Origin of the sequence: Nostoc linckia z4 (genome assembly GCF_002608075.1) — a bacterium.
GTDB lineage: Bacteria > Cyanobacteriota > Cyanobacteriia > Cyanobacteriales > Nostocaceae > Nostoc > Nostoc linckia.
Map to the genome: position 1 here is coordinate 19963 of NZ_LAHA01000057.1, position 24762 is coordinate 44724.

Annotated in this window: 12 protein-coding genes, 25 tRNA genes and 2 pseudogenes; 29 read left to right on the plus strand and 10 right to left on the minus strand. The window is 42.0% G+C overall.

Annotation, left to right across the window (positions count from 1 at the left end):
• Positions 1-403: 403 nt before the first annotated feature.
• Positions 404-2038, plus strand: a complete 1635-nt coding sequence (locus VF06_RS30825; protein ID WP_099069929.1) for a TnsA endonuclease N-terminal domain-containing protein — start codon at positions 404-406, stop codon at positions 2036-2038.
• Positions 2035-3051 (plus strand): helix-turn-helix transcriptional regulator, encoded by a 1017-nt coding sequence (locus tag VF06_RS30830; RefSeq protein WP_180267439.1) that lies wholly within the window; start codon positions 2035-2037, stop codon positions 3049-3051. The genes VF06_RS30825 and VF06_RS30830 overlap by 4 nt, the downstream gene beginning before the upstream one ends.
• Positions 3052-3406: 355 nt before the next feature.
• On the opposite strand, the gene VF06_RS41510 is transcribed toward VF06_RS30830, so the two are convergent.
• The gene (locus tag VF06_RS41510) at positions 3407-3574 is read right to left on the minus strand and encodes a hypothetical protein (RefSeq protein WP_180267770.1); all 168 of its coding nucleotides are present in this window, start codon (positions 3572-3574) and stop codon (positions 3407-3409) included.
• A 1104-nt stretch (positions 3575-4678) separates the two neighbouring features.
• Between VF06_RS41510 and VF06_RS30840 the strand changes: the two are divergent.
• From VF06_RS30840 to VF06_RS41530, 26 genes and pseudogenes are all read left to right on the plus strand, one after another.
• Positions 4679-5216: pseudogene (locus VF06_RS30840) on the plus strand (HNH endonuclease).
• Positions 5217-5418: 202 nt separating this feature from the next.
• Positions 5419-5494: transfer RNA gene (locus VF06_RS30845), tRNA-Asp, on the plus strand.
• 3 nt (positions 5495-5497) lie between these two features.
• Positions 5498-5574, plus strand: a tRNA-Glu gene (locus VF06_RS41515).
• A gap of 4 nt (positions 5575-5578) precedes the next feature.
• Positions 5579-5654 (plus strand) — tRNA-Cys (locus tag VF06_RS30850).
• A gap of 5 nt (positions 5655-5659) precedes the next feature.
• Positions 5660-5734: transfer RNA gene (locus VF06_RS30855), tRNA-Ile, on the plus strand.
• 3 nt (positions 5735-5737) lie between these two features.
• A tRNA-Trp gene (locus VF06_RS30860) sits at positions 5738-5808 on the plus strand.
• A 127-nt stretch (positions 5809-5935) separates the two neighbouring features.
• Positions 5936-6009, plus strand: a tRNA-Glu gene (locus tag VF06_RS30865).
• 6 nt (positions 6010-6015) lie between these two features.
• Positions 6016-6097: transfer RNA gene (locus VF06_RS41520), tRNA-Tyr, on the plus strand.
• 4 nt (positions 6098-6101) lie between these two features.
• Positions 6102-6189 (plus strand) — tRNA-Ser (locus tag VF06_RS30870).
• Positions 6190-6195: 6 nt separating this feature from the next.
• Positions 6196-6269 (plus strand) — tRNA-Arg (locus tag VF06_RS30875).
• Between the two features lie 6 nt (positions 6270-6275).
• Positions 6276-6349, plus strand: a tRNA-Phe gene (locus VF06_RS30880).
• Between the two features lie 9 nt (positions 6350-6358).
• Positions 6359-6433, plus strand: a tRNA-Asn gene (locus VF06_RS30885).
• A 5-nt stretch (positions 6434-6438) separates the two neighbouring features.
• Positions 6439-6512, plus strand: a tRNA-Gln gene (locus tag VF06_RS30890).
• 9 nt (positions 6513-6521) lie between these two features.
• A tRNA-Leu gene (locus VF06_RS30895) sits at positions 6522-6599 on the plus strand.
• Positions 6600-6603: 4 nt separating this feature from the next.
• A tRNA-Pro gene (locus VF06_RS30900) sits at positions 6604-6680 on the plus strand.
• A 3-nt stretch (positions 6681-6683) separates the two neighbouring features.
• Positions 6684-6757 (plus strand) — tRNA-Leu (locus tag VF06_RS30905).
• A gap of 20 nt (positions 6758-6777) precedes the next feature.
• Positions 6778-6855: transfer RNA gene (locus VF06_RS30910), tRNA-Leu, on the plus strand.
• A gap of 3 nt (positions 6856-6858) precedes the next feature.
• Positions 6859-6935: transfer RNA gene (locus tag VF06_RS30915), tRNA-Lys, on the plus strand.
• A 5-nt stretch (positions 6936-6940) separates the two neighbouring features.
• Positions 6941-7015 (plus strand) — tRNA-Lys (locus VF06_RS30920).
• 6 nt (positions 7016-7021) lie between these two features.
• A tRNA-Leu gene (locus tag VF06_RS30925) sits at positions 7022-7095 on the plus strand.
• Between the two features lie 95 nt (positions 7096-7190).
• Positions 7191-7263: transfer RNA gene (locus tag VF06_RS30930), tRNA-Thr, on the plus strand.
• 5 nt (positions 7264-7268) lie between these two features.
• Positions 7269-7339, plus strand: a tRNA-Gly gene (locus tag VF06_RS30935).
• A gap of 5 nt (positions 7340-7344) precedes the next feature.
• Positions 7345-7420: transfer RNA gene (locus VF06_RS30940), tRNA-Val, on the plus strand.
• A 6-nt stretch (positions 7421-7426) separates the two neighbouring features.
• A tRNA-Arg gene (locus VF06_RS41525) sits at positions 7427-7500 on the plus strand.
• Between the two features lie 5 nt (positions 7501-7505).
• Positions 7506-7579: transfer RNA gene (locus tag VF06_RS30945), tRNA-Ala, on the plus strand.
• 93 nt (positions 7580-7672) lie between these two features.
• Positions 7673-7755, plus strand: a tRNA-Ser gene (locus tag VF06_RS41530).
• A gap of 270 nt (positions 7756-8025) precedes the next feature.
• On the opposite strand, the gene VF06_RS30955 is transcribed toward VF06_RS41530, so the two are convergent.
• From VF06_RS30955 to VF06_RS30975, 5 genes and pseudogenes are all read right to left on the minus strand, one after another.
• Positions 8026-8370, minus strand: coding sequence for a hypothetical protein (locus VF06_RS30955; protein WP_099069926.1), 345 nt, complete (start codon positions 8368-8370; stop codon positions 8026-8028).
• Positions 8367-8960, minus strand: a complete 594-nt coding sequence (locus VF06_RS30960; protein ID WP_099069925.1) for a ParA family protein — start codon at positions 8958-8960, stop codon at positions 8367-8369. The genes VF06_RS30955 and VF06_RS30960 overlap by 4 nt, the downstream gene beginning before the upstream one ends.
• A gap of 373 nt (positions 8961-9333) precedes the next feature.
• A pseudogene (locus VF06_RS30965) lies at positions 9334-9792 on the minus strand (helix-turn-helix domain-containing protein); the annotation flags it as partial.
• A 74-nt stretch (positions 9793-9866) separates the two neighbouring features.
• Positions 9867-12665, minus strand: a complete 2799-nt coding sequence (locus VF06_RS30970) for a two-partner secretion domain-containing protein (protein WP_244918181.1) — start codon at positions 12663-12665, stop codon at positions 9867-9869.
• Between the two features lie 597 nt (positions 12666-13262).
• Entirely contained in the window at positions 13263-13586 is a 324-nt protein-coding gene (locus tag VF06_RS30975; RefSeq protein WP_099069924.1) for a Mo-dependent nitrogenase C-terminal domain-containing protein, read from the minus strand.
• A 479-nt stretch (positions 13587-14065) separates the two neighbouring features.
• Between VF06_RS30975 and VF06_RS30980 the strand changes: the two genes are divergently transcribed.
• Positions 14066-16771: a CHAT domain-containing tetratricopeptide repeat protein gene (locus VF06_RS30980; protein WP_099069923.1), complete on the plus strand. Its 2706-nt coding sequence runs from the start codon at positions 14066-14068 to the stop codon at positions 16769-16771.
• A gap of 148 nt (positions 16772-16919) precedes the next feature.
• On the opposite strand, the gene VF06_RS30985 is transcribed toward VF06_RS30980, so the two are convergent.
• From VF06_RS30985 to VF06_RS31000, 4 genes are all read right to left on the minus strand, one after another.
• A complete protein-coding gene (locus VF06_RS30985) occupies positions 16920-17963 on the minus strand; it encodes a lipase family protein (protein ID WP_099069922.1) in 1044 nt (347 codons plus the stop codon).
• A gap of 139 nt (positions 17964-18102) precedes the next feature.
• Positions 18103-20169, minus strand: a complete 2067-nt coding sequence (locus tag VF06_RS30990) for a dynamin family protein (protein ID WP_099069921.1) — start codon at positions 20167-20169, stop codon at positions 18103-18105.
• A 54-nt stretch (positions 20170-20223) separates the two neighbouring features.
• Positions 20224-22194: a dynamin family protein gene (locus VF06_RS30995; RefSeq protein WP_099069920.1), complete on the minus strand. Its 1971-nt coding sequence runs from the start codon at positions 22192-22194 to the stop codon at positions 20224-20226.
• Positions 22195-22312: 118 nt separating this feature from the next.
• Positions 22313-24742: a dynamin family protein gene (locus tag VF06_RS31000; protein WP_099069919.1), complete on the minus strand. Its 2430-nt coding sequence runs from the start codon at positions 24740-24742 to the stop codon at positions 22313-22315.
• Between the last annotated feature and the right edge of the window lie 20 nt (positions 24743-24762).

The window sequence follows — 24762 nt, forward strand, 5'->3', positions numbered from 1 at the left end:
GATAATTAAGTGTAGCGAACTGCAAACATAAACGCTTCAAACTGCAAACAAGGCAATTGTCGGTGGAAGGATAATATTGCCAAAATTGTTACCATAATATTGCCACGACGAAGCTCAAAACATTTATTCTGTCGTTAATCACTGATGCCAAAAATTCGGCAATTGGAATGATAATACTGCCGAAAACTAAAAATGGAACAATAAACGTGCCAAAATTGTTAAATTAGATGACTCGTTCAAAACGCTTTTGTAGCTAGAGTTACAATTAATAACACATCAGATCCCATGCAATGGCTTGAGTAATAATCGGCTACTGTTTCTCGCAATTAATTAGTGTTTGCTACTTCTGAAGTGCCATTGTTATAGACTGCATGTCTAACTCAAGTTTCAGGGAGTAAGAAAAATGCTCACCGATTACGAGTTTAAAAAATGGTGTAGCGACCAAAGATTATCAAAATTATCAATCTCAACTCTTACGGATATTCGGTCTAGTGAGCCAGCGCGACGAGTTGGGGGTGGAAGAAAGAATGTTTCAGGTTTTTATCCCAGCAAAAAGAATCAAAAAAGCATTCAATTTGAGTCTCATAAAGTTGAGCTTCCCTTTATATATGAACTAGAGCATGATGAGGAGGTTCTGGAATATTACGACCAACCTCCGGCATTTAAAATAAATTACCAGTCCAAGTCGGGACGAAATCTTGGATTTTTCTACACCCCGGACTTTTTCGTTATCAGAGCTTCGAGTGCTGGGTGGGTAGAGTGTAAAACAGAAAAAGAATTACAAAAGTTGCTTGTCAAACAGCCTCATCGTTACAGCTTTAATAGTGATGGTGATTGGTTATCACCACCTGCTTTATCGTATGCCGCACAATTTGGATTTGATTTTCAAATTTTTTCAGATGCTAAAATTAATTGGATTTTATACCGCAATCTAACCTTTTTAGAAGATTATTATCGTGCTATTGATGAATCCAAAAATCTGAGGAATAGGTCAGAGGAGTTAATTGAAAATATTGTTCGCGCCCAACCAGGAATAACTCTGAATCAATTGCTTGACAATAAGTTAGGAATTAGCGCAGATTCGATTTATTTTTTAATTGCTAGCGAGCAGATTTATATAGATTTAGAGACGTGCTTACTAGTTGAGCCAGAACAATGCCAAGTTTTTTGCAACCGAGAGTATGCTTCTTCCCATAAATCGATATTTTTGTCATTGCGAAGTGCAGATACAATAACTCTTCCAGTCATAAATTTAGTGACAAAAGAACAAATAAACTGGGATGGTCAAATCTATACATTGATAAAAGTTGGTCATACACAAATTACTCTGCGCTCTGAATTAGGGGAGTTGATTGACCTACCAGTTACTGAACTAGAGAGTAAAATTCGGCTGGGTCAAATAACAGTTAATAGACAGATGTATGCTGGCAGTAACCCCGACGAATTAAATTCAATATTAAGGAGTGCAAGCCAAAAAGATTTAGAAGATGCTAACCGACGTTACAGAAGTATTGAACCAATATTGTTAGGTCAAAAAATAGAAAATCCAACAGTCCCAGAACGCACTTTAAGGGATTGGCTAGCCAAATATAAACAGGCTCAACAAAAGTACGGCTACGGCTATATTGGGCTTTTAAATCACTCCAATAAAAAAGGGAACCGCAACCGGAAGTTACCCCAACAAATCTTAGAATTAATCAATGAATTTATTACGCAAAGCTACGAAACCCACAAACAAAAACGCAAGTACGAGGTATATGGAGCTTTTTGTAATGCTTGCGTCAATGCAGACATTCCAGACGACCAAATTCCTAGCTATAAAACATTTATTAGCGAGATAAAAAAGCGTAGTGGTTGGCAGCAAACTTGTAGCAGAGAAGGACATAGAGCTGCTTATCCACAACAATCGTTTTACTGGGAATTAGAGCTAACAACACCAAAACACGGAGATAGGTCTTTAGAGGTTTGTCATATTGACCACACAAAATTGGACATAGAGCTACGATGTTCACATACAAACCAAGTACTCATTGTTTGAATCAACAACTTGTACTTTCTGGTGATTCTCAGACCGGACACTGTAATAAATGCGGTAAATGGCTGGGGAGTTACCGATACAAAAATGGTGGAGTCAACAAAATTAAAAAAGTGGATGAAATTGCTTGGCAACTTTATGTGAATCACGAATTGGGAGAATTAATCGCAGCTGCACCCACTATCATATCTCCGATTGATTCAAATCGGATTAGTCAGACAATTTCTACTTTTATTAATCAAGCATTTCAATCAAATCAAGCTGCTTTATCTCGCGCTATTTTAGTAAATCAAGCAACAATTGGTTCATGGTGTAAAGGAAAAGTAATACCTCAAATAGATAAACTTTTGCTACTAAGTCAGCAGATGAGAATCAAATTGCTTGATTTTTTAACAACAGATATTTTATTTTTTGATAATATTGCTTGTGGCTCATCAACAAATCAAGCTGAACAACCAAGAAAGTCCTATAAAAGAATCAATTCCGAGAGAAAGCAAGTTTTAAATATAGTTCTTCAAGAAGTAATTAATGAGTACCCACCACCTTCTTTAGAAGATGTCGCGTTTCGTCTAAAACATTATCCGCTTTGTTTACAGAATCATTTTCCCGAATTATGTCAAATAATTAAAGTTAGACATGCTGATTATAAAAGCGTGAGTAGACAGCAAAAAATTGAACCTATTCTCGAATTAGCACTTCAGGAATTTCCACCTCCTTCATTCCTAGAAATTTCTCGACGACTAGGTTACAAAAATAACAGCTATTTATACAGATATTTTCCTGAACTTTCTCGTTCTATCTCCAAGCGTTACCAAGAATACAATAATGCAATTGGTAAGGAAAAAAGAGAGCTTGTATGCCAAGAAATACAAAATGTTGCTCAATTGCTTCATTCACAAGGACAAAAACCTACACAACGTCGGGTTACTCAACTTCTTACCAAGCCGGGAGTGATGCGTAACCTTTGGGTGAGGTCTTACTTGCGTGAAATTCAACAGTCTCTTGGCTATATTTAACACATTTGCCAACTTAGTATAACCTATGCTGAGGATTAGAAGTATAATTTTGCCGAAGTTAATTGGAAGCATAAGCAAGCCATTCCGGCAATATTATCCTTCCACCGACAGAAAGTTCCAGAAAATTAGAACTTTTTCTTAGAGGATGAAGGGCGATCGCTGCTGCACTCAACTAACTATTTTTTTGGAGGATAAAGGCGATCGCAGTTGTTTTTGGCTAAATCTCTTCCATCACCTCATAGGAGGGAAATGAACACTCAAGTATTCATGTACAAATAAAAGCTTGAGTAGCGTCATAACTAGTAGCTGTACGCTAACTTCTCCTGTGATAGTAAAACTGTATGAATCATCAGGATTAGAGAAAATCACTACTTTTGTTAACTTGAACGTCTTGAAGGCATATTCCGCTTTCCAATAATCGACCATTTAAGCCATTGTCATTAAACTCATGCTGTGCCTGTGCTACACCGCGTAATATTTCTTGAGCCAAAGTATAGTTATTTGCGGGAACAGCGGCTGCCAAGGTTATCAGATTTACCTTGTCCAGGCAGGGAAAGGGATCAGTTTCTTAGAAGAAAAGGCGATCCAGTGCGATCGCCTTTTTGATGAGTTTTTTTGAGCGATGCCTACGGCGGCAAGCTACGCATCCATTGAGGTATCTGGCGGAATCCGCCAGATAAGACGATCGCCTGTTAGTGAAACAGCAACTTCATTAGAGAAGCGATCGCTATGACAGCCCCTAAGATGGGATGCCAAAACCTACATAGCTGTCGAAGCCTCCAAAGAAAACCTCTCCGGTGCTTTGACTTATCATTAAGTTGTAAGTTTCTAGTGTTTCTATTCATTGCAGTAACCTTTTGCTTTAGTTTTTGTTGAATTGCTGGCTTGGTGGCCTTGGAAACTGCCAAGCCAGCTTTAGTAACAGGTGTAATTAACACTCTGTTTACAATGTTTAAGTGTGGAATTTTTGCGGTTGAAGAAACTGGGCATCTTCTACCAAGAAGTAGTGTCACCACTACTCACCACACTTAGTAACTCTGTCAACTTGACAGATGTAGCTGTTATTCCCAGAGTTAAAAAATTAGAGTTCCCTGAGAGTCCATCCATAAACTCTCAAAAACATTACCCAACTCTTCTACATCCAAGTACGCATCTGAACAAAGGCGATCGCAACCATAGACTGGATCGCCTTTGCTTTTGAGTCTAGAAAAAGTGATCCTTTCAGGAAAAATGCACCAAAACCACAGGCTGGATCAGAGGGCAGTAGACAATCGCATACTACAACTGTATTATTGATATAAGTCCCAATTACAAATACTACAAACCTTCAATGATAAGCAGATTCTCCTCAACCATTAGCAGCGTGATACATTGCCGACCCAACAAGGGTTTAGGCAGAGTATTCGCGCTGTTTGCGTTTGAGGAAATGTATTGTTTTGTCGGCAGTAAATTGCAGCGTGAAAGTATTTTTGAAGCGATTACCGGATGGCTGAATCTAGATCAACTTATCCAAAGCGGGAGGTGCAAGTGTTTTCTAGCACCGATATAGGTCAAAAAGTATCAACTACGTGACCCCCGCACCTGATAACCAGAGGCGGGGGTTATTTTTTTAGGAGTGAATTAACTTATGGAAGTTCAACCACCTTTTGGGCAACCACACATATTACAAAATTCAGTTGTGGTTTTCTCCAAGAACTACTTACCACTAGCACGCATCAACATCAAACGAGCAATCGTGCTGTTAGTCACAGGTCAAGCAGAATCAGTGAATTTTGGTACTACAAAGCAGTGGGAAGTGCGATCGCCCAGCGTCGTACTACAAGTACCTGAACACATTCGCTTGACTGTTGGTAATCCGGAACGGAAGAGAGAAAGTCCCGCCTGTCAACCGTCGTGAGGTTTTGAGACGCGATAATCACGCCTGTCAATACTGTGGTAACACCAAGCATCTAACGCTTGACCATGTAATTCCCCGTTCAAAAGGTGGACAACATACCTGGGACAACGTTGTGACAGCTTGTGAGCGTTGTAACTCTACAAAGAGCGATCGCTTACCGTATGAAGCTGGAATGGTACTCAAAAGCAAGCCTAAAGCCCCAATTCACCCAGCAATTGCGTTTGCCGAACAGTTTTGGAACGCACAACGCCTGAGTGAGAACGAGTAATTACCTTCAAACCTAGTCAGAGAGGGCAATAAGCTCGATTACGTAACACTGCCCTCTCAGTTCTTTCAAAAAGTTTGTAGTATGCCCTTGACATTTTATAATACATTATGTAGTATAAATGTAGTAAAGCACTACAGCCTCTCAAAAAGGCATAGCGCAAACACTTCTGAACCTTGAAAATTAAATAATTGCCATCCAACGTGGGGGTGTAGCTTAGTCCGGTTTAAAGCAGTCGCCTGTCGAGCGAAAGATCGTGAGTTCAAATCTCATCATCCCCGTGTAGCCTTGTGGACAAATAGACAAGTCGCTTTGATTCTCAGTCAAGGAGAAGCGGGTGCAACTCCCGTCAAGGCTTCCAAATTGTCCAGGTCGCCAAGTGTTTAAGGCATCGGCTTGCAACACCGACAATCGTGGGTTGAAATCCCACCCTGGACTCCAAATATTGCAGTGTAGCTTAATAGCAAAGCTCCAAGCTCATAACTTGGTCGATGTGGGTTCAACTCCCACCACTGCGACCAAATGCACAGATGGTGTAACGGCAACACCACAGTCTCCAAAACTGTTGTTCTGGGTTCAAATCCTAGTCTGTGCGTTGCCGTGTCCTGACCGAAAAAGCTTACATACTCGCCTAATGGTAAGGCAACTGTCTCTAAAACAGTCTATGCAGGTTCAATTCCTGTGTGTGAATCAACAGCTTTTTTAACTTACATGGCATACATGGTGCAGAAGCGAAGTGGCCGAGCGGCACGTCTTTCAAGCGTGTAATTAGCGGGTTCAAGTCCCGTCTGCACTACCTTTTGGGTCGGCTCACCTATTGGTGTAGGTAACGGTCTGTAAAACCGCCGCGTTCAGTGTTGCTGGTTCAATTCCAGCCCGGCCCATTATGGAGAGATTGCTATTGGCAGGGCAAGCTGTTTGCTAAACAGTTGTGAGATTCATCATCTCACTGTGGGTTCAACTCCCTCTCTCTCCGCCTTATGAGAACGTGGTGTAACTGGATAACATCTCAGATTACGAAACTGAAGATTGAGAGTTCAAGTCTCTCCGTTCTCGCCTTATCCCCCGGTAGCTCAGTTGGTAGTAGCGCCTGTCTGAAGAACAGGAGGTCATCCGTTCGATTCCGACCTGGGGGACTGGCACATTGCCCCATAGCTCAATGGCAGAGCAAGCGGCTGTTAACCGCGAGGTTGCAAGTTCGACTCTTGCTGAGGCAGCCATTTATTGGGAAGTAGGCAAACAGGCAAAGCCGTCGCACTTTGAATGCGAAGTTTGAGGGTTCGATTCCTTCCTTCCCAGCCTATGTATACTCCTGTAGCCCAATTGGAAGAGGCGGTTGTTTCAAAAACAGTCTGTGTACGGGTTCAACTCCCGTCAGGAGTACCAATATCGGGATGTAATTCAGTGGTCTAGAAGCCTTGTTTTGGGGACAAGGAGCCGTAGGTTCAAATCCTACCATCCCGACCATTTGCCCTTGTGACGAAACTGGCAAACGTGCTGGTCTTAGAAACCAGATTTTGTGGGTTCAACTCCCACCAAGGGTACTGGGCATTTGCCCAACCATACTCCTGTGGCGAAATTGGTAAACGCTTCCGTTTGAGGGACGGAATTTTTGCAGGTTCAATTCCTGTCGGGAGTACCAAATTGGGTCGTTGGCAGAGCGGGTATGCAGCCGCCTTTTAAGCGGATTCATCCAGGTTCAACCCCTGGGCGACCCATCCAATCTTGGGCGTTTGGCAGAACGGTTATGCTCCTGACTCTTAATCAGGCTGACACAGGTTCGACCCCTGTAGCGCCCACCAAAACTTACCCCTGTAACCCAAGTGGAAGAGGTGCCAAACTTAAAATTTGGAAGTTGCTGGTTCAAATCCAGTCAGGGGTATTGGTGAATATGCGGGGATGGAGCAACGGTGGCTCGTGGGGCTGCATAACCTGAACATCGGCAGGTTCAACTCCTGCCCCCGTCACCAAATTAGTGCTGGTGTAGCTCAATTGGCAGAGCAACTGATTTGTAATCAGTAGGTTGCAGGTTCAACTCCTGTCACCAGCTTCAATGCGATTGTGGTGTAATGGCAGCATTTGAGTCTTCCAAACTCTAGGTACGAGTTCAAATCTCGTCGATCGCTTTCTTAGCCCTGTAACTCAGTTGGGAGAGTGCCTCTCTTACAAAGAGGAAGTCGCGGGTTCAATCCCTGCCGGGGCTACCAATTTATGGGAGTGTCGCCTAATGGATGAGGGCATCGATCTTCTAAATCGACCAATGTAGGTTCGACCCCTACCACTCCTGCTCATGGGTCTGTAGCTTAACTGGGAAAGCGTCTGCCTTGCAAGCAGAAAGATGTCGGTTCAAATCCGACCAGTATCCACTCTTGGTATCTGAAGCCAAAGCGGTCGCGGCGCTGGTTTGTGGAACCAGTCATTAGGGAGTTCAAGTCTCCTCAGATACCCCTTGTTTATATGGAAGATGCTGCTCAAGGGAGGGCAACTAGTCTTGAAAACTAGAGCAGGGCAACACCTGGGGGTTCAATTCCTCCATCTTCCGCCTTCCACCTGAAGCCGAAAAGTGAGGCGCTGTGCTGATAACACAGATATAGGAGGGGCAGTACCTCCTTGGTGGATTTTTCATAAGGATTTTGAGAAGCAGTGCAAGCCATACATAGACGCGCAGTGGCTTGCTTGCCAACAAGCATCGCCACATTCAGCTTTTACTGGACTGCGTAGTTTACCGCCGTAGGCATCGCCTTGAAGTCAGATAGTCAAAAACTCAAATATCTAAAAATTTAACTTTTCAAGTTTTTGAATATCTGAAATTTCAGGTACGCAAATTTAGCCATTGCTCTAGCAAATCTTGAACAAGTTCGCTAAACTCCCGCTTTTCGCCATTCTGACTGGACTTTAACAGTTCAATTTTGACTGCTGTGTGAGTATTTCTTTTAATGTAAGCAGTTACCTGCTCATAGTCAGGGTCAGAGCGTTTGGCTTTGGGTCGTCCCCGTTTTGGCGGTTCGGTTTGCAATTGGGCAACTGGCTTTCGTTCTACCTTTTCAGGTTGTTGAACTTCTAGCAATTGAATTTCTGTTTCCTGGCTTTGATTTTCTGGCTCCGGTTCAGGTTCACGACCCTTTGCTGCATCCAAAATACCTTTGAATTTGCTCACTTCATCACCTCCTGACCGATGCTTTGATAATCTCGCCAAGCAATTTTGGCGCGTGGGTCAGAAATTTTGTTAACTGGTACACCAGCTAACGCGGCTTTTTGAAAGGCAACTGCATCACGGACACTACCCTTAAATAGAGGTAATCCAGCCTCAGTTAACATTGCCCTTGCTTCTTCTCCATCTCGCCGGGGTTTAGGTGGAACGCGAGTAATAAGGATGCGAAATTTATCAGCACCTAACGAATTGAGAGTAGTAACAGTCTGCATCAGGGCATCAAGTGATAAAGCATCCGGGGTAGTGGGAAGCACAAGTAAATCACATCCTTCCACAAGTGCTTCTAAATCTTCCTGTTCCGGTCTTGCTTGGGTGTCAATGATAATGTGCTGGTAATTCTTCGCATACTTTGCAGCTTGCCGCTCATCAATCACTTTGAAAGTTAAATTGCCACGTTTTGCCCAGCCGCTAGCAGAACGATTGGGGTCGCCATCAATGAGCAGTGTCTCCCCCTTGGTCTGGAGATAAGCAGCGAGGTGAACGGCAGTCGTCGTTTTGCCCACCCCCCCCTTGAATGATGCAACTGTAATAATCATGGTGTCATGCTAAATATTGAGTTTTTAAATTACTGAAAACTTGCGTTTTTGAATACTTGAAATTTCAGGTACGCAAAAATTTGAAAACTTGATGCTCATAATTTACCAACTCATTTAAAAAACATCAAGTATTTGAGTTTTTAGATACTTGATGTTTTTAAATACGCAAAAATTAAAAATGACGGCGATCGCCGTCATTTTTATGTACTGTTTGAATATTTTTATTTTTGAGTATGTGAGTACGCAAATATCTAAAATTCTATTCTTCACTCAAAGGATGTCCGGAAAAATCGGTCTCCTAATCCGGGTGCCTCAGAGTCAAGGCGGGGATGTAGCAGCTACACAAGTTGTACGGAGAGCGCAGGCTAGTCGCTACACCTAGACGTTCTATTTCACTGACATCAATCTTGATTGATGATGCTATCTCATCTAACATCGACTGAATTTCTGACTCACTTAAATCATGCCTTTGTGCAACACTCCGAATATTACTGTTCAATACTTCTTCGACTATAGCTTGAGCAAATCTTTTCGTATATCCTCTTTGTCTTTTTACAAAATCCAAGTCCTCACTAAATGGCTTTTGGCAATTTTTACATCTAAATTGCCGCCGATTAATTCTTAATATCACTGCCTGATTACTCCAAGGTAAGTCTTGAATATTGCGCCAGTGATTTTGATGTATACTATGACTAGGTTTACCACATTTTGGACAAGTACAAGATTTTGATGCAGCCTGTATTTCTATAATTAACCCCAAGCCTTCAATCTCTTGACAACTTAATACTTTTATCCCTGGTAAATTAAGAATTTGCTCTACGGAAAACTTCATAGTGATCGCCTGAAAGCGCCTTTTGGTCAAAATAGGTGTAGAGAAGTGAATGTCTTTTAAGTCGGGGATGAAAACTAAAGACATTCTCGACTTAGCACAAGCTGTCCATTCGGGAGTTGATACACGCCAGATGGTTCGACAATGGGGTCGCCCTTCTGCCACAGGCGTGATGCGCCATTACTTGGTACACTCCGCACAGTACCAGTGGGATAGGGTGAAACGGAAGCATCGCCAGGACGATTAGGCAAGCCACCAGAACCAGTGATGGTGAAAGTACCTTGTTGCTTGCTACTGCGGGCGATGCAACTGTTGGCTATAAGGACGTTGGTGTCAATGGCGTTTTGGGGTAACTCCGTCAGGCTGTTTTGGATAGCGCTGGTGTCGGGTGTCATGAGATTTACATTCCCTGCAATGCCTAACTCAGAACTAGCTGTAATATCACTTTTCTTAGTTGGCAGTGGACGGCGCTCAATACCAAAGATACCTTTAGAAATTATTTGGACATTACCACCTCTACCTGTGAAAGCATTGGCTGTAATATTGCTGTCTTCTTGGGGGATAGCAATGATAAATTTCGAGTTGATGTTGATGTTACCGCCATCGCCACCTTTTTGGTTTGTGCCAGCATTTGTGGAAATTTGACTTGTGCGGCGTAGCAGCAATAAATCTCTCACTAGGAGATTAATGTTGCCACCGTTACCTGATACAGAGTCAGCATTTAAGCTTCCTTGGTTATCTAAAATAACTTTAGATGAGTTAATTTTTATATCGCCTGCACGCGCTCTACTTTCAGAGCTAAGGTTAGCAACACCAATTTGAGCGCCATTAGTCACAGAGAGTAACTGTGTATTGATAATATTTATATCACCTGCTTTTCCAATACCTCCCTGTCTCACATTGTTAGAGATACCACTACCATGATTAGCCTGCCTACCATCAAAAGAGATTGTGCGAGCATTGACAATGATATTGCCTCCATCTCCCTGTCCGAAGATGGCAGCACCAATTGCAGCGGCATTGGTAAGTGAAAGTGAGTGAGTGGAGATGTTTATGTCACCTGCTTTTCCAAAACCTCCCTTTTCCACATTGGTCAAGATACCACTAGGATACTTACCTTGCCTACCATCAAAAGAGATTGTGCGAGCATTGACAATGACATTGCCTCCATTTCCCTCTCCGAAGGTGGCAGCAGCAATTTGAGCAGCATTAGTGAGTGAGAGTGAGTCAGTGGAGATATTTATATCACCTGCTTTTCCTATATCACCTGCTTTTCCAACACCTCCCTGTTCCACATTAGTGTAAATACCACTACCATAGTTATCCTGCCTACCATCAAAAGAGATTGTGCGAGCATTGACAATGACATTGCCTCCATTTCCCTCTCCGAAGGTGGCAGCTCGAATTTGAGCAGCATTAGTGAGTGAGAGTGAGTCAGTGGAGATGTTTATGTCACCTGCTTTTCCAATACCTCTCTCGTCCAAGTTGCTAGAGATAGCACTATCAGAGCCATCAAGAGAGATTGTGCGAGCATTGACAATGACATTACCTCCATTTCCCTGTCCAGAGGTGTCGATAAGTAGTCGAGCGCCATTGGTTAAAGACAGTGATTCAGCCCTGACATTGATGTTGCCACCTTTACCTACAGATCCAGGCTCCAACCTGCTATAGGCTCCACTAGCATTTCCATTGCTATTCACGCCATCAAAAGAAATGGGTCCACTAGTAGTAATATTGACATCGCCTACCTTTCCCCGCCCAAAGACAGTATTGGAAAATTGGCTACCATCAGTAAGTCTTATTTCCCCTGTTGCATTAATTTCGATATCTCCTGCCTTACTATCAAGTGACCCTAACCCTAATGCTATCCCTGCCCGAACTAAGCTATCTCCTGCCATATTCAAATTTCGGGCATTAATAGCAATACTACCGCCACCTCCAGCACGTACATTCACTTCTGCCCTATTAGTAATAGAGACATCTGCTCTCTCTAAATTGCTAGGGAACTTCAAATGCAATTCCTTACCATTCACGTTTAGTCCTACGGTTCCTGTTTTTGCTAATCCTCCCAACTCAACTCGTCCACCAAATGCTTTCAGCCCCCCACGATTTGCCCGATGGATTTCGCCAGTCACATTATTAGAAATAAATTCTAAGCCATCGACCCTGATATCCCCACCTACTAAGAGTAGACTACGACCATCAGGAACTCTTAGACCAAAGGTAGCGTTTCCAGATGGATCTAATCCAGCTGGCGCTATTGACTGGGTTTGGATAGGTGCAGCTGCTATTTGGTTGAATAGAAAAGCCGAAGGGTTAACTGTTAATAACGCTGAAGGAACATTTGATGTAGTTGCACTGAAAAAGCCGTTTTCACCAAATCCAATCGCATTCGCCGTCGTTGCCACAAACGAACCTCCGACATCTAACTTGGCATTCCGGCCAAAGATAATGCCATTGGGGTTAATTAGAAACAAGTTGGCAGTGCCTAATACACCGGGTTTTCCCACACCTAGTGTTCCCAGAATGTCAGAAGGGTCTTTCCCTGTCACCCTGTTCAGAATATTAGTGACTCCAACTGGATTCTCAAAATAGACACTTCTACCTTCAAGAATGTTGAATTCAAAGAAGCTGTGGAAGAGATTGCCTCCTCGCTGAGTCCCACCCCGAATCTGTTCTGTTAACGCATCTATTGCTTCTACTCTAGTTCCCAAATTGCGATCGCCAGCAGTGTCAGGCGTGAGATTCAGCTGAGCTAAGGTGCTTTCTTCAACTCCAACTACCACCCCAACTATAGCTAGACACCCCAATATCCCCAAACGCCAATATCGACGCAGCCAGCTTTGAGTAAAGATTGTAGTATTTTTTTTCAGCACTATTATTGATTGCACTTTTGTATAAAATACAAACAAAAAATGAGAATATAAAGTAGTTGTTAACAGCCATTTAGTTGTCAACAGCCATTTATTATTAAGTATAGATATATATTTGATTGTGAAGACAATATAAAACTAATAGTTTTGTTGTAAAAATAGGGAGGGATGGTAAAGTAGTCACTCACCCATAACGATAGCTTGTTTTAATATCTAAATCCTAACCGTACCCTACGGTAAGCAAGCTACAAGTGGCATAATTTCCAACTTAAAATCATCCTAATGTGTGTGCAATGATACTTGCATTATCTCCTTATTCACCGCAATTTTAAAGAGACGATGTTTGAGTAAAGACTAACAGTAAACCACATAACAATGTACGGTATTGAGCCGAGATCCAAGTAATTTTCTGCAAGATGGACTGAAAACCCCTGTGCTGTATGGGTTTGAAAAATTGCTACATCAAAGTCAAAAAAGCCGTAATTTACAACGTAAAATCAAGCCTTTCCAGGTCATCTTGCAGAATTTTGGTCAGATCTCGGCTCGATACCTGTAAAGGGATAGCCATTGTGTTCGCGAGACATAGAAGCCTCCTTGGTATTAGCAATACAGCGTCACATCTTCACCAAGCTCATCTGCTAAATAAGTTAAAGCTTTAAAACGTAGTTCGACTAACTGTTCGTAGAAAGGATTGAGTTTACATAGAGGTGGAATGTAAAGAAGAGTACGGTTGTGGAATTTAATTTCTCGTTCAAAAGGACAACTGGCAGGAATAATTGTGCAGAGCAACCGTGCCAATTGGTAATCTTCTATTTTTAATGATTCAAGCCATTGACGGACTGGTTGCAGTAGAACACTGTTAGTAATGCCAATTGCTGCTAATGTTAGTCTGAATAAAACCTTTGTCCAAAAATAGCGTTTCATGATTTTTACCTCATTTATATAATTTGTTTAACTGCTTCCTTAATTAACACGATAGAAAAATCCTTTTGGAGATTCATTCACCATTCCTGCTCATTGAAATGCCACATTTTAATGGATTAGTTATACGATGAGGCATCCACCTTTGCATAAAACTGCACATACTGTATAAGCTGTTTTACATCTAGTTGGCATACAGTCAGCAGCTAGGATATGTGCCAACCCTTGGTTTTTGATTTTGAATTTTGCGGAAAGTGTGCGGTGTCAGTTTCTGTCCCCAAAGGAAAACCCTCCTTGCAACTTCTCTCCGTTAAACTTTTCAAGACGAATTTTGAATTGCTTAAGTTATTTGGTCTCTGCTTATGGGAACTTTTGATACTGTTAAAAATAAGAGCTAAGGTTCAATAGCTGGGTTAATAGTTTTTTCCTCAGTTTTCAGAAAAAGCATCTGAGTGATACCACGCTGCTGCCGGAGTTAGCCTGTGTTAAATCGATTTCACAAATTAGCTTGGCGTCGTTTTCTGGGATTTCTCTTCTTAGTCAGCCTGACATTTTGTTTATGGCTGGGTTATGTCCCATTAACAGCTAAACAAATGACAATAGCGGAATTAGTAAACGCTCAGACTCCCGATGCGGCTCAACTGGTAAACCAAGGTATTGAACGCTACTCTAAGGGAGAGTTTCGCGGCGCGATCTCACGCTGGAAAACAGCTTTAGATATCTACCAAAAAAGTAATAACCGTGCTAATGCAGTAATTGTCAGTGAAAATTTAGCAAGGGCGTATCAGCAGCTAGGAGAGAGTGAGGCAGCGCTTAGCTATTGGGAGCGTGTGATTAACTACTATCGCTCCTCTGGTGACTGGCAGCAGTTGGGGCGAATGCTCACCGAACAGGCGCAAGCTTATAGTAGTTTAGGACAACCAGGAAAAGCGATACAGCTCTTATGCGGTGCATCGGCAAAAAAACTGGAATCTAACAAAAAATCTCAAGAAAAACGAGAGTGTTTGCAAGGGAGTGCTTTACAAATTGCCCGCGAACAAAGAGATACACTAGGAGAAGTCGCAGCGCTAGGTAGTTTAGGAGAAGCTTATCGCCTCAGAGGAGATTACGACGAAGCAATTGAATACCTAGAACATGCGAAAAATCTTAAAAATCCAGCTTATGACTTTTTAGTACTGAATAGTTTGGGTAATGCCCATGTTAGTCGGGCGCAACTTTGGAATCTGCGTGCTAAGTCTGCCCAGCAACGCGGTGTCCCGAAGGCTAATGAATTTCAGCAAAAGGCTACCAATAATTACAAGCAAGCTTTGGAGTATTTTCAGTCCAGTCTCAAAGAAGCTCGCCAGCAAGACAATAAACCCGGTGAAATGCGAAGCCTGCTGAATTTAATTCAGCTATATTACCGTACCCAAGCCATAAATTTAGTTGATCCCGCTCAGATTAACGCAGATATCGAACAAGCTTTAGCTCTGTTGGGTAGATTACCCGATTCTATTAATAAAGTATATGCAGCTATAGATTTAGCGAATCTACCTGCTGCTGATGTTGAAGTCACTTCATCCTTAACTCAATGTCCGCAGCGAAAACTACTAAATACACAGATACAAGAATTACTCAAAGGGGCGATCTCAATTGCTCAAACACTGCAAGACTCTCGTGCTGAGTCTTTTGCTATGGGGGCGCTTGGTCATTTTTATGAATGTCGCCAGGAATATAAACAAGCCCTAGAATTAACCCAGAAAGCACTGTGGGTAGCTGACCAAAAATTGAAGGCTAAAGATAGCTTATATTTGTGGGAGTGGCAAGCAGGAAGAATTTTACAAGTACAGGGGAAAAAGTTAGATGCACTCCCTTTTTATCAAAGAGCGTATAATACCCTAGAAAAAATCCGCAGCGATATTTTAATTGCAGACCGCGATTTACAATTTGACTTTCGAGATATTATTGAGCCTATCTATCGTCAGTTAGCACATTTTCAACTTGAGTTAGCTTCGCTAGTATCAATGGACAGCGAAAACCGTAATAAAGAATTAAATAGCGCCCTCGAAACAATTAATTCTTTGAAACTAGCAGAACTACAAAATTATTTTGGTAATGATTGTATATTGACTGCACTCAATGACCAAAAAGTTGATGAACTACTCAAAGAAGATACTGCGGTTTTTAGCTCAATTATTCTAGAAGATGGTACTGCGATTCTTCTTAGTCTACCAAATCAGGTAAAACGGCTATATTGGATTAATCAGAATCGGGGAGATTTTAGAGATAAAATCGAAAAGTTTCGTGCAGGTTTGACCCAAGGACTAGTGTCAATTAACTATGATACTACATTGGCAGAAAATTTATATGATTTGATAATTCGTCCTTTGGAAGGTGATTTAAAATCACACAAAATAAAAACCATCGTTTTTATCCAAGATGGTTTCTTACGTAACGTGCCAATGGCGGCACTTTATGACAAAAATGAAAAGAGATATTTAATAGAAAAGTATGCCATTGCTATCAGCCCTAGCTTACGGTTGACAGCGCCTAAAAAACTCAATACTCAAGCAAGTCGAGCTTTAATTTTAGGTGTGAGTAAAGAAGCCACGGTTGATGAGCAAAAATTTCCGGCTTTGACAAGCGTTTCCACAGAAATCAAATCAGTACAAAAACTATTTCCGGAGAGTAAACAGCTTTTGAATGAAAAATTTGATTCTAAAAACTTAGAAGAAGAAATTGAAAAAACAGCTTATCCCATTATTCACATGGCAACTCATGCTCAGTTTGGCACAATTCCAGAAGATACTTTTCTTGTCGCAGGAAATAATAGTAAATTAACTATCAATCAACTAGAAACTATCCTGCGACAAGTCAGCGGCGGTTCTAATTCAATTGAACTTTTAGCGTTAACAGCTTGTCAAACAGCTGCGGGCGATGACCGCGCAACTTTAGGTTTAGCTGGTGTCGCCTTACAAGTTGGAACGAGAAGTGCTATGGCTTCACTGTGGTCTGTAGGAGATGAATCTACAGCAGATTTAGTGACAGAGTTTTATAATAAGTTACGCGAACCGGGAATGAGTAAAGCACAAGCTTTACAAGCTGCTCAAATCAAACTAATTGAGGCAAAAAAAAGACCAGAAATTAACGACCAATATGATAATCCCTATTATTGGGCACCGTTTATTATTATTGGTAATTGGTTGTAATTTAACATACGCTAATGACTACTAGATTTTCTCCAAAATTTACAACTGTTAGTCATCAGTAATGCTCATGTAAGATAATTTTTTGAAGAGCATAAGTTGGAAGTTATGAAGTTGGCGTAAAGCTGAGGAAGATCCCGTAGCCAAGTTTCTAATAGCGTTTCTCTGTGAAGCTGCACCTTTTCTCATGACTTGAAGGCGATTTGTTGAACATAATTGATTGTGCTGAAGATTTACTCCAAGGTGGAAGCTTACCAAAGTTCAGCCTTTCTACATATTTGATGGCACGATGCTCCTGTAACGAGGTTTGAATCAAAGTTTTGATTAGCTCCCTCAATCTATTGTTGACATTGCTTTTATTGTTATCTCCCTGTGTGCTAACCTGTAGCTGGGGAAGTAATATTTTGGAGAACTGAACCCACTGCCAGGTATTACCGATGTTAGGTTGATCTAGCTGACGAATCTGATAATTTTTTTCTATAAGATACTCAGAGCCTACATGGCAATACTCAGAAAGCGTTTGTAAAAGATGTGGGTTTTGGTTAGCGATCGCCCCATGTAAGCGAGGTATTCGGTTAACTAGGATAGTAATTATTTTTGGTAAGTGTGGAATGAAATCGCCAGCATTGCGGAATCTGTATAGTGGTGTATCTAGCATTAATTCCACTGTACTAACTGGCGGTGCACCAAAGGTATAAGTTTCTAGAACATGAGGTTCTATTGGCTTTAAACCAGGCTCTTGCAGCCGTTTTGCAATTAATGTAGCTGCTGCACCTCCTAAACTGTGTCCAGTAATGAAAATATCTTTCCTACCGTTGTCTTCTCGTAACAGAAAGTCTTGCAATTGTTCCCAGAAACTTTCTACATAAGTGTTAAAACCAGAATGAATGGCTTCAGAGTTGGTTTGTACCAGTAAGTTAAGGAAATAATCATCTAGGTTTTCTGTTCCTCTGATCGCAATTACAATGTTACTCGGTGTGGACAAAATTAAACCACAGCAAGCTAATTCACTTGTGGAATTAAAGAGGCGCGGACTATGAAGAAATTCAATTGTTTGATACTGCGGTACAAATGGTAAACACCCTGACTTCAGGATGTTGCAAACAACTTCTACTCCCTGGTTTTGAGCGATGTAAGCTAGTTGGGAGAGACTAGCCATTTCGAGCGATCGTGCACGGCTAAAACTATTGTTCATTTGTTATATCTTCAAGTTTTTGTTTGTATTCCACTCAGAGATTTCCTCTAATTATCAATTACTAAATTAGACGATGATTCTGAGAAATATAGAGCAAGGCGGACTATACAGCCCGCCCTACACGGGATGTCTGCAACAGTTAGACGCTCATAATCTCCACAAGCTGGTCAGATAGCCGCTGGGCATTACCAAGAATCTTTTCAGTTTCAGTACGAATTTCATTGAGTTCTTGGCGTTCGTTTTCATTCAAAACTTCGTTTCGTCCCCGCTTGTCATTGAGATCATTTAGAGTCTTTTGGGTGTTGTCGAGAAATGTCTCTACTTCCTGACGCAGCGTTAGTTTCAGCACTTCAAAAGGCTCTGCAATCTGCTCATCAATTTTTTGGTCAAGGCGCTCTTGTCGGACTCGATTTTCAATTGCCTGTAGCACTTTCTCCTTGTAGTCTTTTCTGAAATTTTCCACCCTGTCCCGAGCAAATAGCATTTTGGCAAACTGATCGCCTGTGAAAACAGACAAAAGTCCGGTAGCGATTACAACAGGCCAAAAAGCAGCTGCCGTTAATCCTATAGCTCCGGCAATTACTCCAGCTAGGAAAAACGTGCCAATGCTAGCACCAGCACCAGCAAAAGCACCTTTTACCCCCGCTACACGATATCCTGACCAGATACCACCAAATCCTGTAAATGCTGACAGAGCGCCAGTGATTGCGTCCGCAGCACCACTTGTTTTGCGATCTGAACTCGCTACGATATCGTCACCAAATTGCATTTGAACGTTTGTGAGAGCCTGATCGACTGATTCAGCAAAATCTTTCAGGCGCTCAACCTCCTGATCGATTCCTTTCTGAATTTCATTTTGGATCTTCTCTGATAATTTATCTGTGGCACGTTGCAGAGCTTTAGAGACTTGATCACCCAGCTTTTTAGCTAGAGCCTTTTTGTTATTCACTTCTTTTGGCTCAATAGCTGTGTTTTGAATCGCCTCTTCCGCTGCTTGTTTTAATTCAGCAGGAAGATTATAAATTAAAGGTCGCACTAGCAACTTAACGTTGGCAGCAGCACCATCAATAAGACTAAGTTCTTTTGTCTGTCTCTCTCGGATAGCAGCAATCTCAGCCACGCTTTTTCCATAAGCAGCTTGGAACTCTTGTTGCTTCATTTGCAGGGCGCTTTCTTGGATGTGGAGGGTGGAGAGGATTTCTTTAGCTGAAGCGATCGCTCGGTTAGCAGGCACTTGTAAGAGAATCACCGCCCGCTCTTTTGTCAGAAACTTGTCTAAAGCTCCCTCAAATGTCCGAAAGCCACTTTGAGTATTTAGTGCCTCATCGCCTTTTTTCTTGGCTTCTAATGCTTTTTTGATATAAATACCAAATACTTTGGGTTCGCCAATCTTTTGCACGTAGGCTTTGTACTCCTCAGACTTGTCGCCAAACTGATCTGCGGCTCGCTCCAACACATTTTGCTGAATTTTAGCTTTAATGTGCTGAACTAGGCGATCGGCTTCTTCAGGAGTGTAGGTATCCCAAATATTCACGACAAAAATAACACGTCCCAAATCGCTAGTCAGTAATTTGTTTTCCAGGAAATCCTTCTCATATTCACCGAAAGGATTTTGAGCCAAAATAATCATAATGGCTGCATCAACCTGGGGTAAAACTGACAGGGTAACATTAGTCATGTTTTGATCGTCATCCAGTCCTGGCGTATCGATAACTTCGATATTATTTTGGCAATAGGGAACTGGATAATAGACAACTGCTTCTTTAATTGACTCGGCAGTAATCTTAGATTCTGGTGTCAGTTTAGTGACATAATCAGTCAAATTTTCAATTGGAACAATCTCCTTTTTTGGGTTGCCATGTTCATCTTTTTCTTTAAATAGAACTTCCACCGAGGGGGTTATTCCATACTTAACGCGATTTAGTGTGGCAGTTGTAGGCAAAACATCTGATGGCAGAATTTTATCACCTAGCAGAGCATTAATGAAAGTGCTTTTACCACGTCTGAAACAACCAACAATGGCAACGGAAAAAGTTCTTTCTGCAACCCGCTTCAAAACTTCATCAATTAAATCAACTGATTTTGTGAGCTTGAGCTTTTGGGAAAAGTCTCGCAATTTATTCAAGTCAGTCAGTAGGGTACGCTCAACTTTAATTACATCGATCACGGTATCAACAGACATGGTTTGGTTGATTGTAGATGTCATTGCTAAGTTCTCCTTAGTAAGTGTTGATTTTTTGTTGTAGATGGAAATGAAACTTTATGCACTTAGTTGGCTGAGTTGTTCAGAAAGTTTTTGAGCATTGCCCATAATTTTCTGTACCTCTAATCGAATTTGATTGAGTTCTCTGTGTTTAGCTACAAACGTGGCTTCACGTTGTCCACATATTTGAGCAAGCTGATTTTGGGTCGTATCTAAAATTGAGATCACCTCCTTTATGAATAAAGTTTGTAGTTCTTCTAGCTGGGAAAAAGCCTTAGAGATATAGTTATCAACAGTTTGATTGACATTCATTAATCCCAGTTGCTTTTCAATCTCTGTCATAACTTGGGGTTGGTACTTTTCCTTAAATTTGTTGGCTTTCATATTGGCACCAACACCAGCACCAATTGCACCTCCAATCGCAGCCCCAATAGGAGTTCCCGCAGTTAATACAAAACCAAGAACAGCCCCGATAGCAGTTCCCGCACCATTCGACTCCTCGGTAAATACAAAAACTTCTGAATTGTTAGGAAATGAAAGAGATAAGGTGCTTGGCTGTTGTTGATTAAAGGAATCACAAACTTTTTTAACCGATCGCACAATGTTCATTGCTCTGGTGTAAATTGTTGTGTCTAATCCTAGCTGAGTCATTTTCGGGCTAATTCGCTGTATAACTTGCTCGAATAACTCAGCAAATTCCCTGATTTTTTTCCATCCTATAGTCAATGCTTCCTGCGTTTCTGTCTGAATTTCTTTAGCTACCTTTCTGCTAGCTTTTTGCACAGCATCCAATACCTTATTAGGTAGTTCAGTCTGATTATCAGTGTTTGCAGTAATTGATTGAATAACTTCTTCAACAGCAGCTTTAAGTTTGTTTTCTAGGCGATAGTATGATGCGTGCGATTGTGTCTTAACACTTGTTGCTATAGTATCAATTGATTGAGTAGCTTCTATTTTTGTACGATGAATTGTGGAAAGCTCATTGGCGATAACTTGGCTATATTTCCTCAAATTAGCTTGTTCTAGTTCCAAAAAATTCTGTTGAATTTCGACACTTTTGATAATTTCTGTAGCTGAGTTAATGATTTGATTAACAGTTAATTCTAAGCGAATTAATCCTCGCTCTCGACTGATAATGTTTTTCAAAGCATATTCAAAATTAACTAAGCAGCTTTGAGCTAGTAATGCCATATTATTAGCTTGCTTGGCTTGCAATGCTTGTAAAGCTGAAACTCCAAAAACTCTGATTATGCCAATCCGTTTCCGGGATTCTTCAGCATTAGGCTGGTTTTCTGCCCACTGCTGAATACAAGTTTCAATCCGAGTTATAATTAAATTTATGACTTTCTCTGTGTCTTCATTAGAGTTGAGGCTGTCAATACCATTTACTACAAATAAAATCCTAAAAATCCCATTATCTAGTAACTTATTTGTGAGAAACTCTCCCTCAGAAATACCAAAAGGTGACAGAGGCGAAATCAGCATGATAGCCATTTCACACTGACGCAAAACTGACAACGTTACGGCAGTCATATTAGCATCATCACATAATCCTGGCGTGTCGATAATTTCTACGTTATTTTTTTGACAAAAAGGCACTGGATAATAAATCGTCGCTTCTTTTAGCTTGGCGGCTGTGGTTTCTGATTTTGAAGTAATTTTGGTTATATAATCAGTCAATTCATGAAAGGCAATTTCTTGTTCACGACCATCTTTGAAACTGATTTTTGCCCCTGGTGTTGACTTATGAGTAATGCGGCTGAGAGTAGCAGTAGTAGCCAAGATATCTGAAGGCAGGATATCGTGACCAATAAGGGCATTAATGAATGTACTTTTACCGCGATTAAATTCTCCAACAACTGCAAGAGAAAAGGCATCTACTTCAATCCTTTGCAGAATGTCATTAATAAGTTCATTTTTGATCTGAAGTTTTTGGGAAAACTCTCGTAGTCGTTGTAAATTACTTACTAATGTGAGTATCGTTTTTTTGTAATCGACAATGGCGGTTGAAGTAAACGTTTGGTTCATTGTTAATAAGCCCTCTTGCTTCTATCTACTTCTGAGTAGATTTAACTTATGCAGAATTAGTTTGGGGCAACCGAGCGGGGGATTTCCCCTACAAAATCATCTTTTAAATGTGCCACACCTATTGTTGTAGTGCTGTGACGATTTCTGTTTTTAAAGCTGAGGCTGTGTCAATCATTCGCCGCCAGGCTGGTTCATCTGCTGCGACAAAAGAGTTGTTATTAACAGCAGTGTTTCTCGCAGATTGCCAAGTGGCTTGCTGATGTTTTGTATCGTCGCTTAATTCGCGATAGAAATGGTGCAGACGCTCATAAATTGCGCTACAGTATTCTTCGAGCGCTCGGTCAACGCTGGGTTCTAATGCCTGAGCCACCATTTGGCGCTGCTCTTCCAACTTTTCGTTCATCAGTCGCTCGCTCAAATATGTTGTGCCGAGGCTAGCCACAATGCCAGCAGGACCACCAAAAATATAGCTGCCAACCATAGCGGCACTACTACCAATTCTTGTTAGAAAGCGATATTGTTGAATGTCACTCATTTCTAATTGACTAGGTTTGTAACTGATATCCAACGGTTCGGAGGTCAGTGCTAAAGAGTTAGCGGCCTTACTTGTCATTTGAATAGAAAAGGAGTGTGAAACTTGATTTTGCAGCCACGCAAAATCACGAGCGATCGCCTTCATAAAAAAATCTTCTGATTTGCGACTGAGTGATGGAAATTCGCGCCGCAAACGAAAAGGTAATTCCCGCTCCCACCATAATTTGGGATTGGATGTTCGGCTCAATTCAAAAGAAAGAACATCGAGCAGTTCAGTTTTTGCACTGAGAATTTTCTCCTTTAATTGCTGGTAGCACTGCTGGCATCGCTTGTCGAGTTCGCGGCAAATTTTCTGCCAATGAAGTTCTGCTTTTTTAGCTTCTGATTGCGCCCGCTGCAAGGCTTTTTCGCGTTCTACTGGGTTCATTCTTGCAGCTGCAATCGCTGCCTCACCAATTTTGCTCATCTGGCTGAGATGATCTGCAAGTTGTCCCGCTACCTTTTGACTGCGCCACGCTCGGCGATCGCCCTTGGACACCATTGCGGCAATTTGAGTTCGCACCGCATTGAGTACCATAGCCTCTGTAGTATCATCGACTGGATGCAGTGGCAAAATTGTTATATTCTCAGAGACTTCCGCCACCCGTCCGCGAATGTGTGCAAGTACCCTGGCCCGCTGTTCTTGGGCAATGGTGTCGAGATGAGAGACAACAATGAGAATGCGATCAATGTGTCGCCCAATCATCTCTTGTTTAAGAAAAGCCCCTTCCCCCATGCCGAAAGGAGTGATAGCACTGACAACTAATATGGCAGCATCACATCGATTAAGCAAATCGAAGACGAGGGACGCATAATGTCCATTGAGGTCTCCTATTCCCGGAGCGTCAATTAATTCGACATCTAGCGATCGCAACCAAGGATCGTCTACAGTTAGCTGTACACGTGCAACCACTTGGCGATCACTGCCTGCTAAGTCGGTTGCCAGCAGATCGCTCCATGAAGATTCTTGCAATGATCGCACCTCGCTATGCTCTTTGGAAAAACGCACTTCCATGCATTCTTCTACCCCAGCAATAATTGAGGTGAGGATTGCCGTAGTCGAAAGCGTACCAACAGGGACGAGAGAACGACCTAACAAACGGTTAATCAGAGTGCTTTTGCCACGATTGAATTCACCAACCATAGCGAGTCGAAAACCCGGCAGGTGCGAACGGGCTTCCAGTGCTTGGAGTTCTGAAACCATATTCTCAAGCTCAGATGATTCTGCCAGCATCAGACATTTACGCAGCCAAGAGCCAATCCGCTCAGTCAGATCAGTGGGATGTTGAAAGCGGTTACCAGAAGACTTGTCTGTTTGCATGACTGCTTCCGGCGGCTTTACCTTTATCGAACTGTTGTCTGGTGTTAGAGCTTGTTCACTTGACCCCGAAGCTGTCAACGTGAAAGCTGCTACCTCTGAACGCAGCCATTTCCGACACTCCGGGATCAGAGCATGGTAATAAGGATAAACTCCAACAGGCAAAAGTCCAGCGTAGTGTGCGGCAAGGGAAGCTAAATCAACCTGATGAGCAGGTGGAGTTAAGAGAATGCGATCAAGGGCAGAAAACAAGGCGTTTTCTCTCTGGGTACGTAATCTTGGCTCTAGAACGATCCGACAGCCGGCAGGGCGTGCAGGAATCGTTTTGGAATTGCGAAGCGATGCTGTGTCTTCGCGACTACGCAGGTCGATTTTTTGCACAACCTTTTCCTCTGGCCAAGACCATTCTACAGCCCCCCACGGCGCGAGCCATCCTTTTGAGCCATCTTCAAGCTGCTTAGAGACAGTAAGCAGGGAAATCAGCCTCCAATGTCCCTCTTGGTTAAACAGTACTGGCGGCAGGGCAACTGATTCCAAAGTTACCCACTCGCGCAGTTCTGGTGTTTTATGGATACCACGAGGTAAAGCCCCAACCCCAGTCTGCTTTACTGCTGGTTTAGCTTTAAGTTGTCGAAGTAAGCCGTGATCGATAGGCATGACAATTTCTCCTGAAATAG

Bases quoted from the DNA above. Each gene is read 5' to 3' on its own strand.
- VF06_RS30995 (WP_099069920.1), bottom strand. From the start codon at position 22,194: ATGAACCAAACGTTTACTTCAACCGCCATTGTCGATTACAAAAAAACG.
- VF06_RS30990 (WP_099069921.1), bottom strand. From the start codon at position 20,169: ATGACATCTACAATCAACCAAACCATGTCTGTTGATACCGTGATCGAT.
- VF06_RS31000 (WP_099069919.1), bottom strand. From the start codon at position 24,742: ATGCCTATCGATCACGGCTTACTTCGACAACTTAAAGCTAAACCAGCA.
- VF06_RS30960 (WP_099069925.1), bottom strand. From the start codon at position 8,960: ATGATTATTACAGTTGCATCATTCAAGGGGGGGGTGGGCAAAACGACG.
- VF06_RS30985 (WP_099069922.1), bottom strand. From the start codon at position 17,963: ATGAACAATAGTTTTAGCCGTGCACGATCGCTCGAAATGGCTAGTCTC.
- VF06_RS30825 (WP_099069929.1), top strand. From the start codon at position 404: ATGCTCACCGATTACGAGTTTAAAAAATGGTGTAGCGACCAAAGATTA.
- VF06_RS30975 (WP_099069924.1), bottom strand. From the start codon at position 13,586: ATGAAACGCTATTTTTGGACAAAGGTTTTATTCAGACTAACATTAGCA.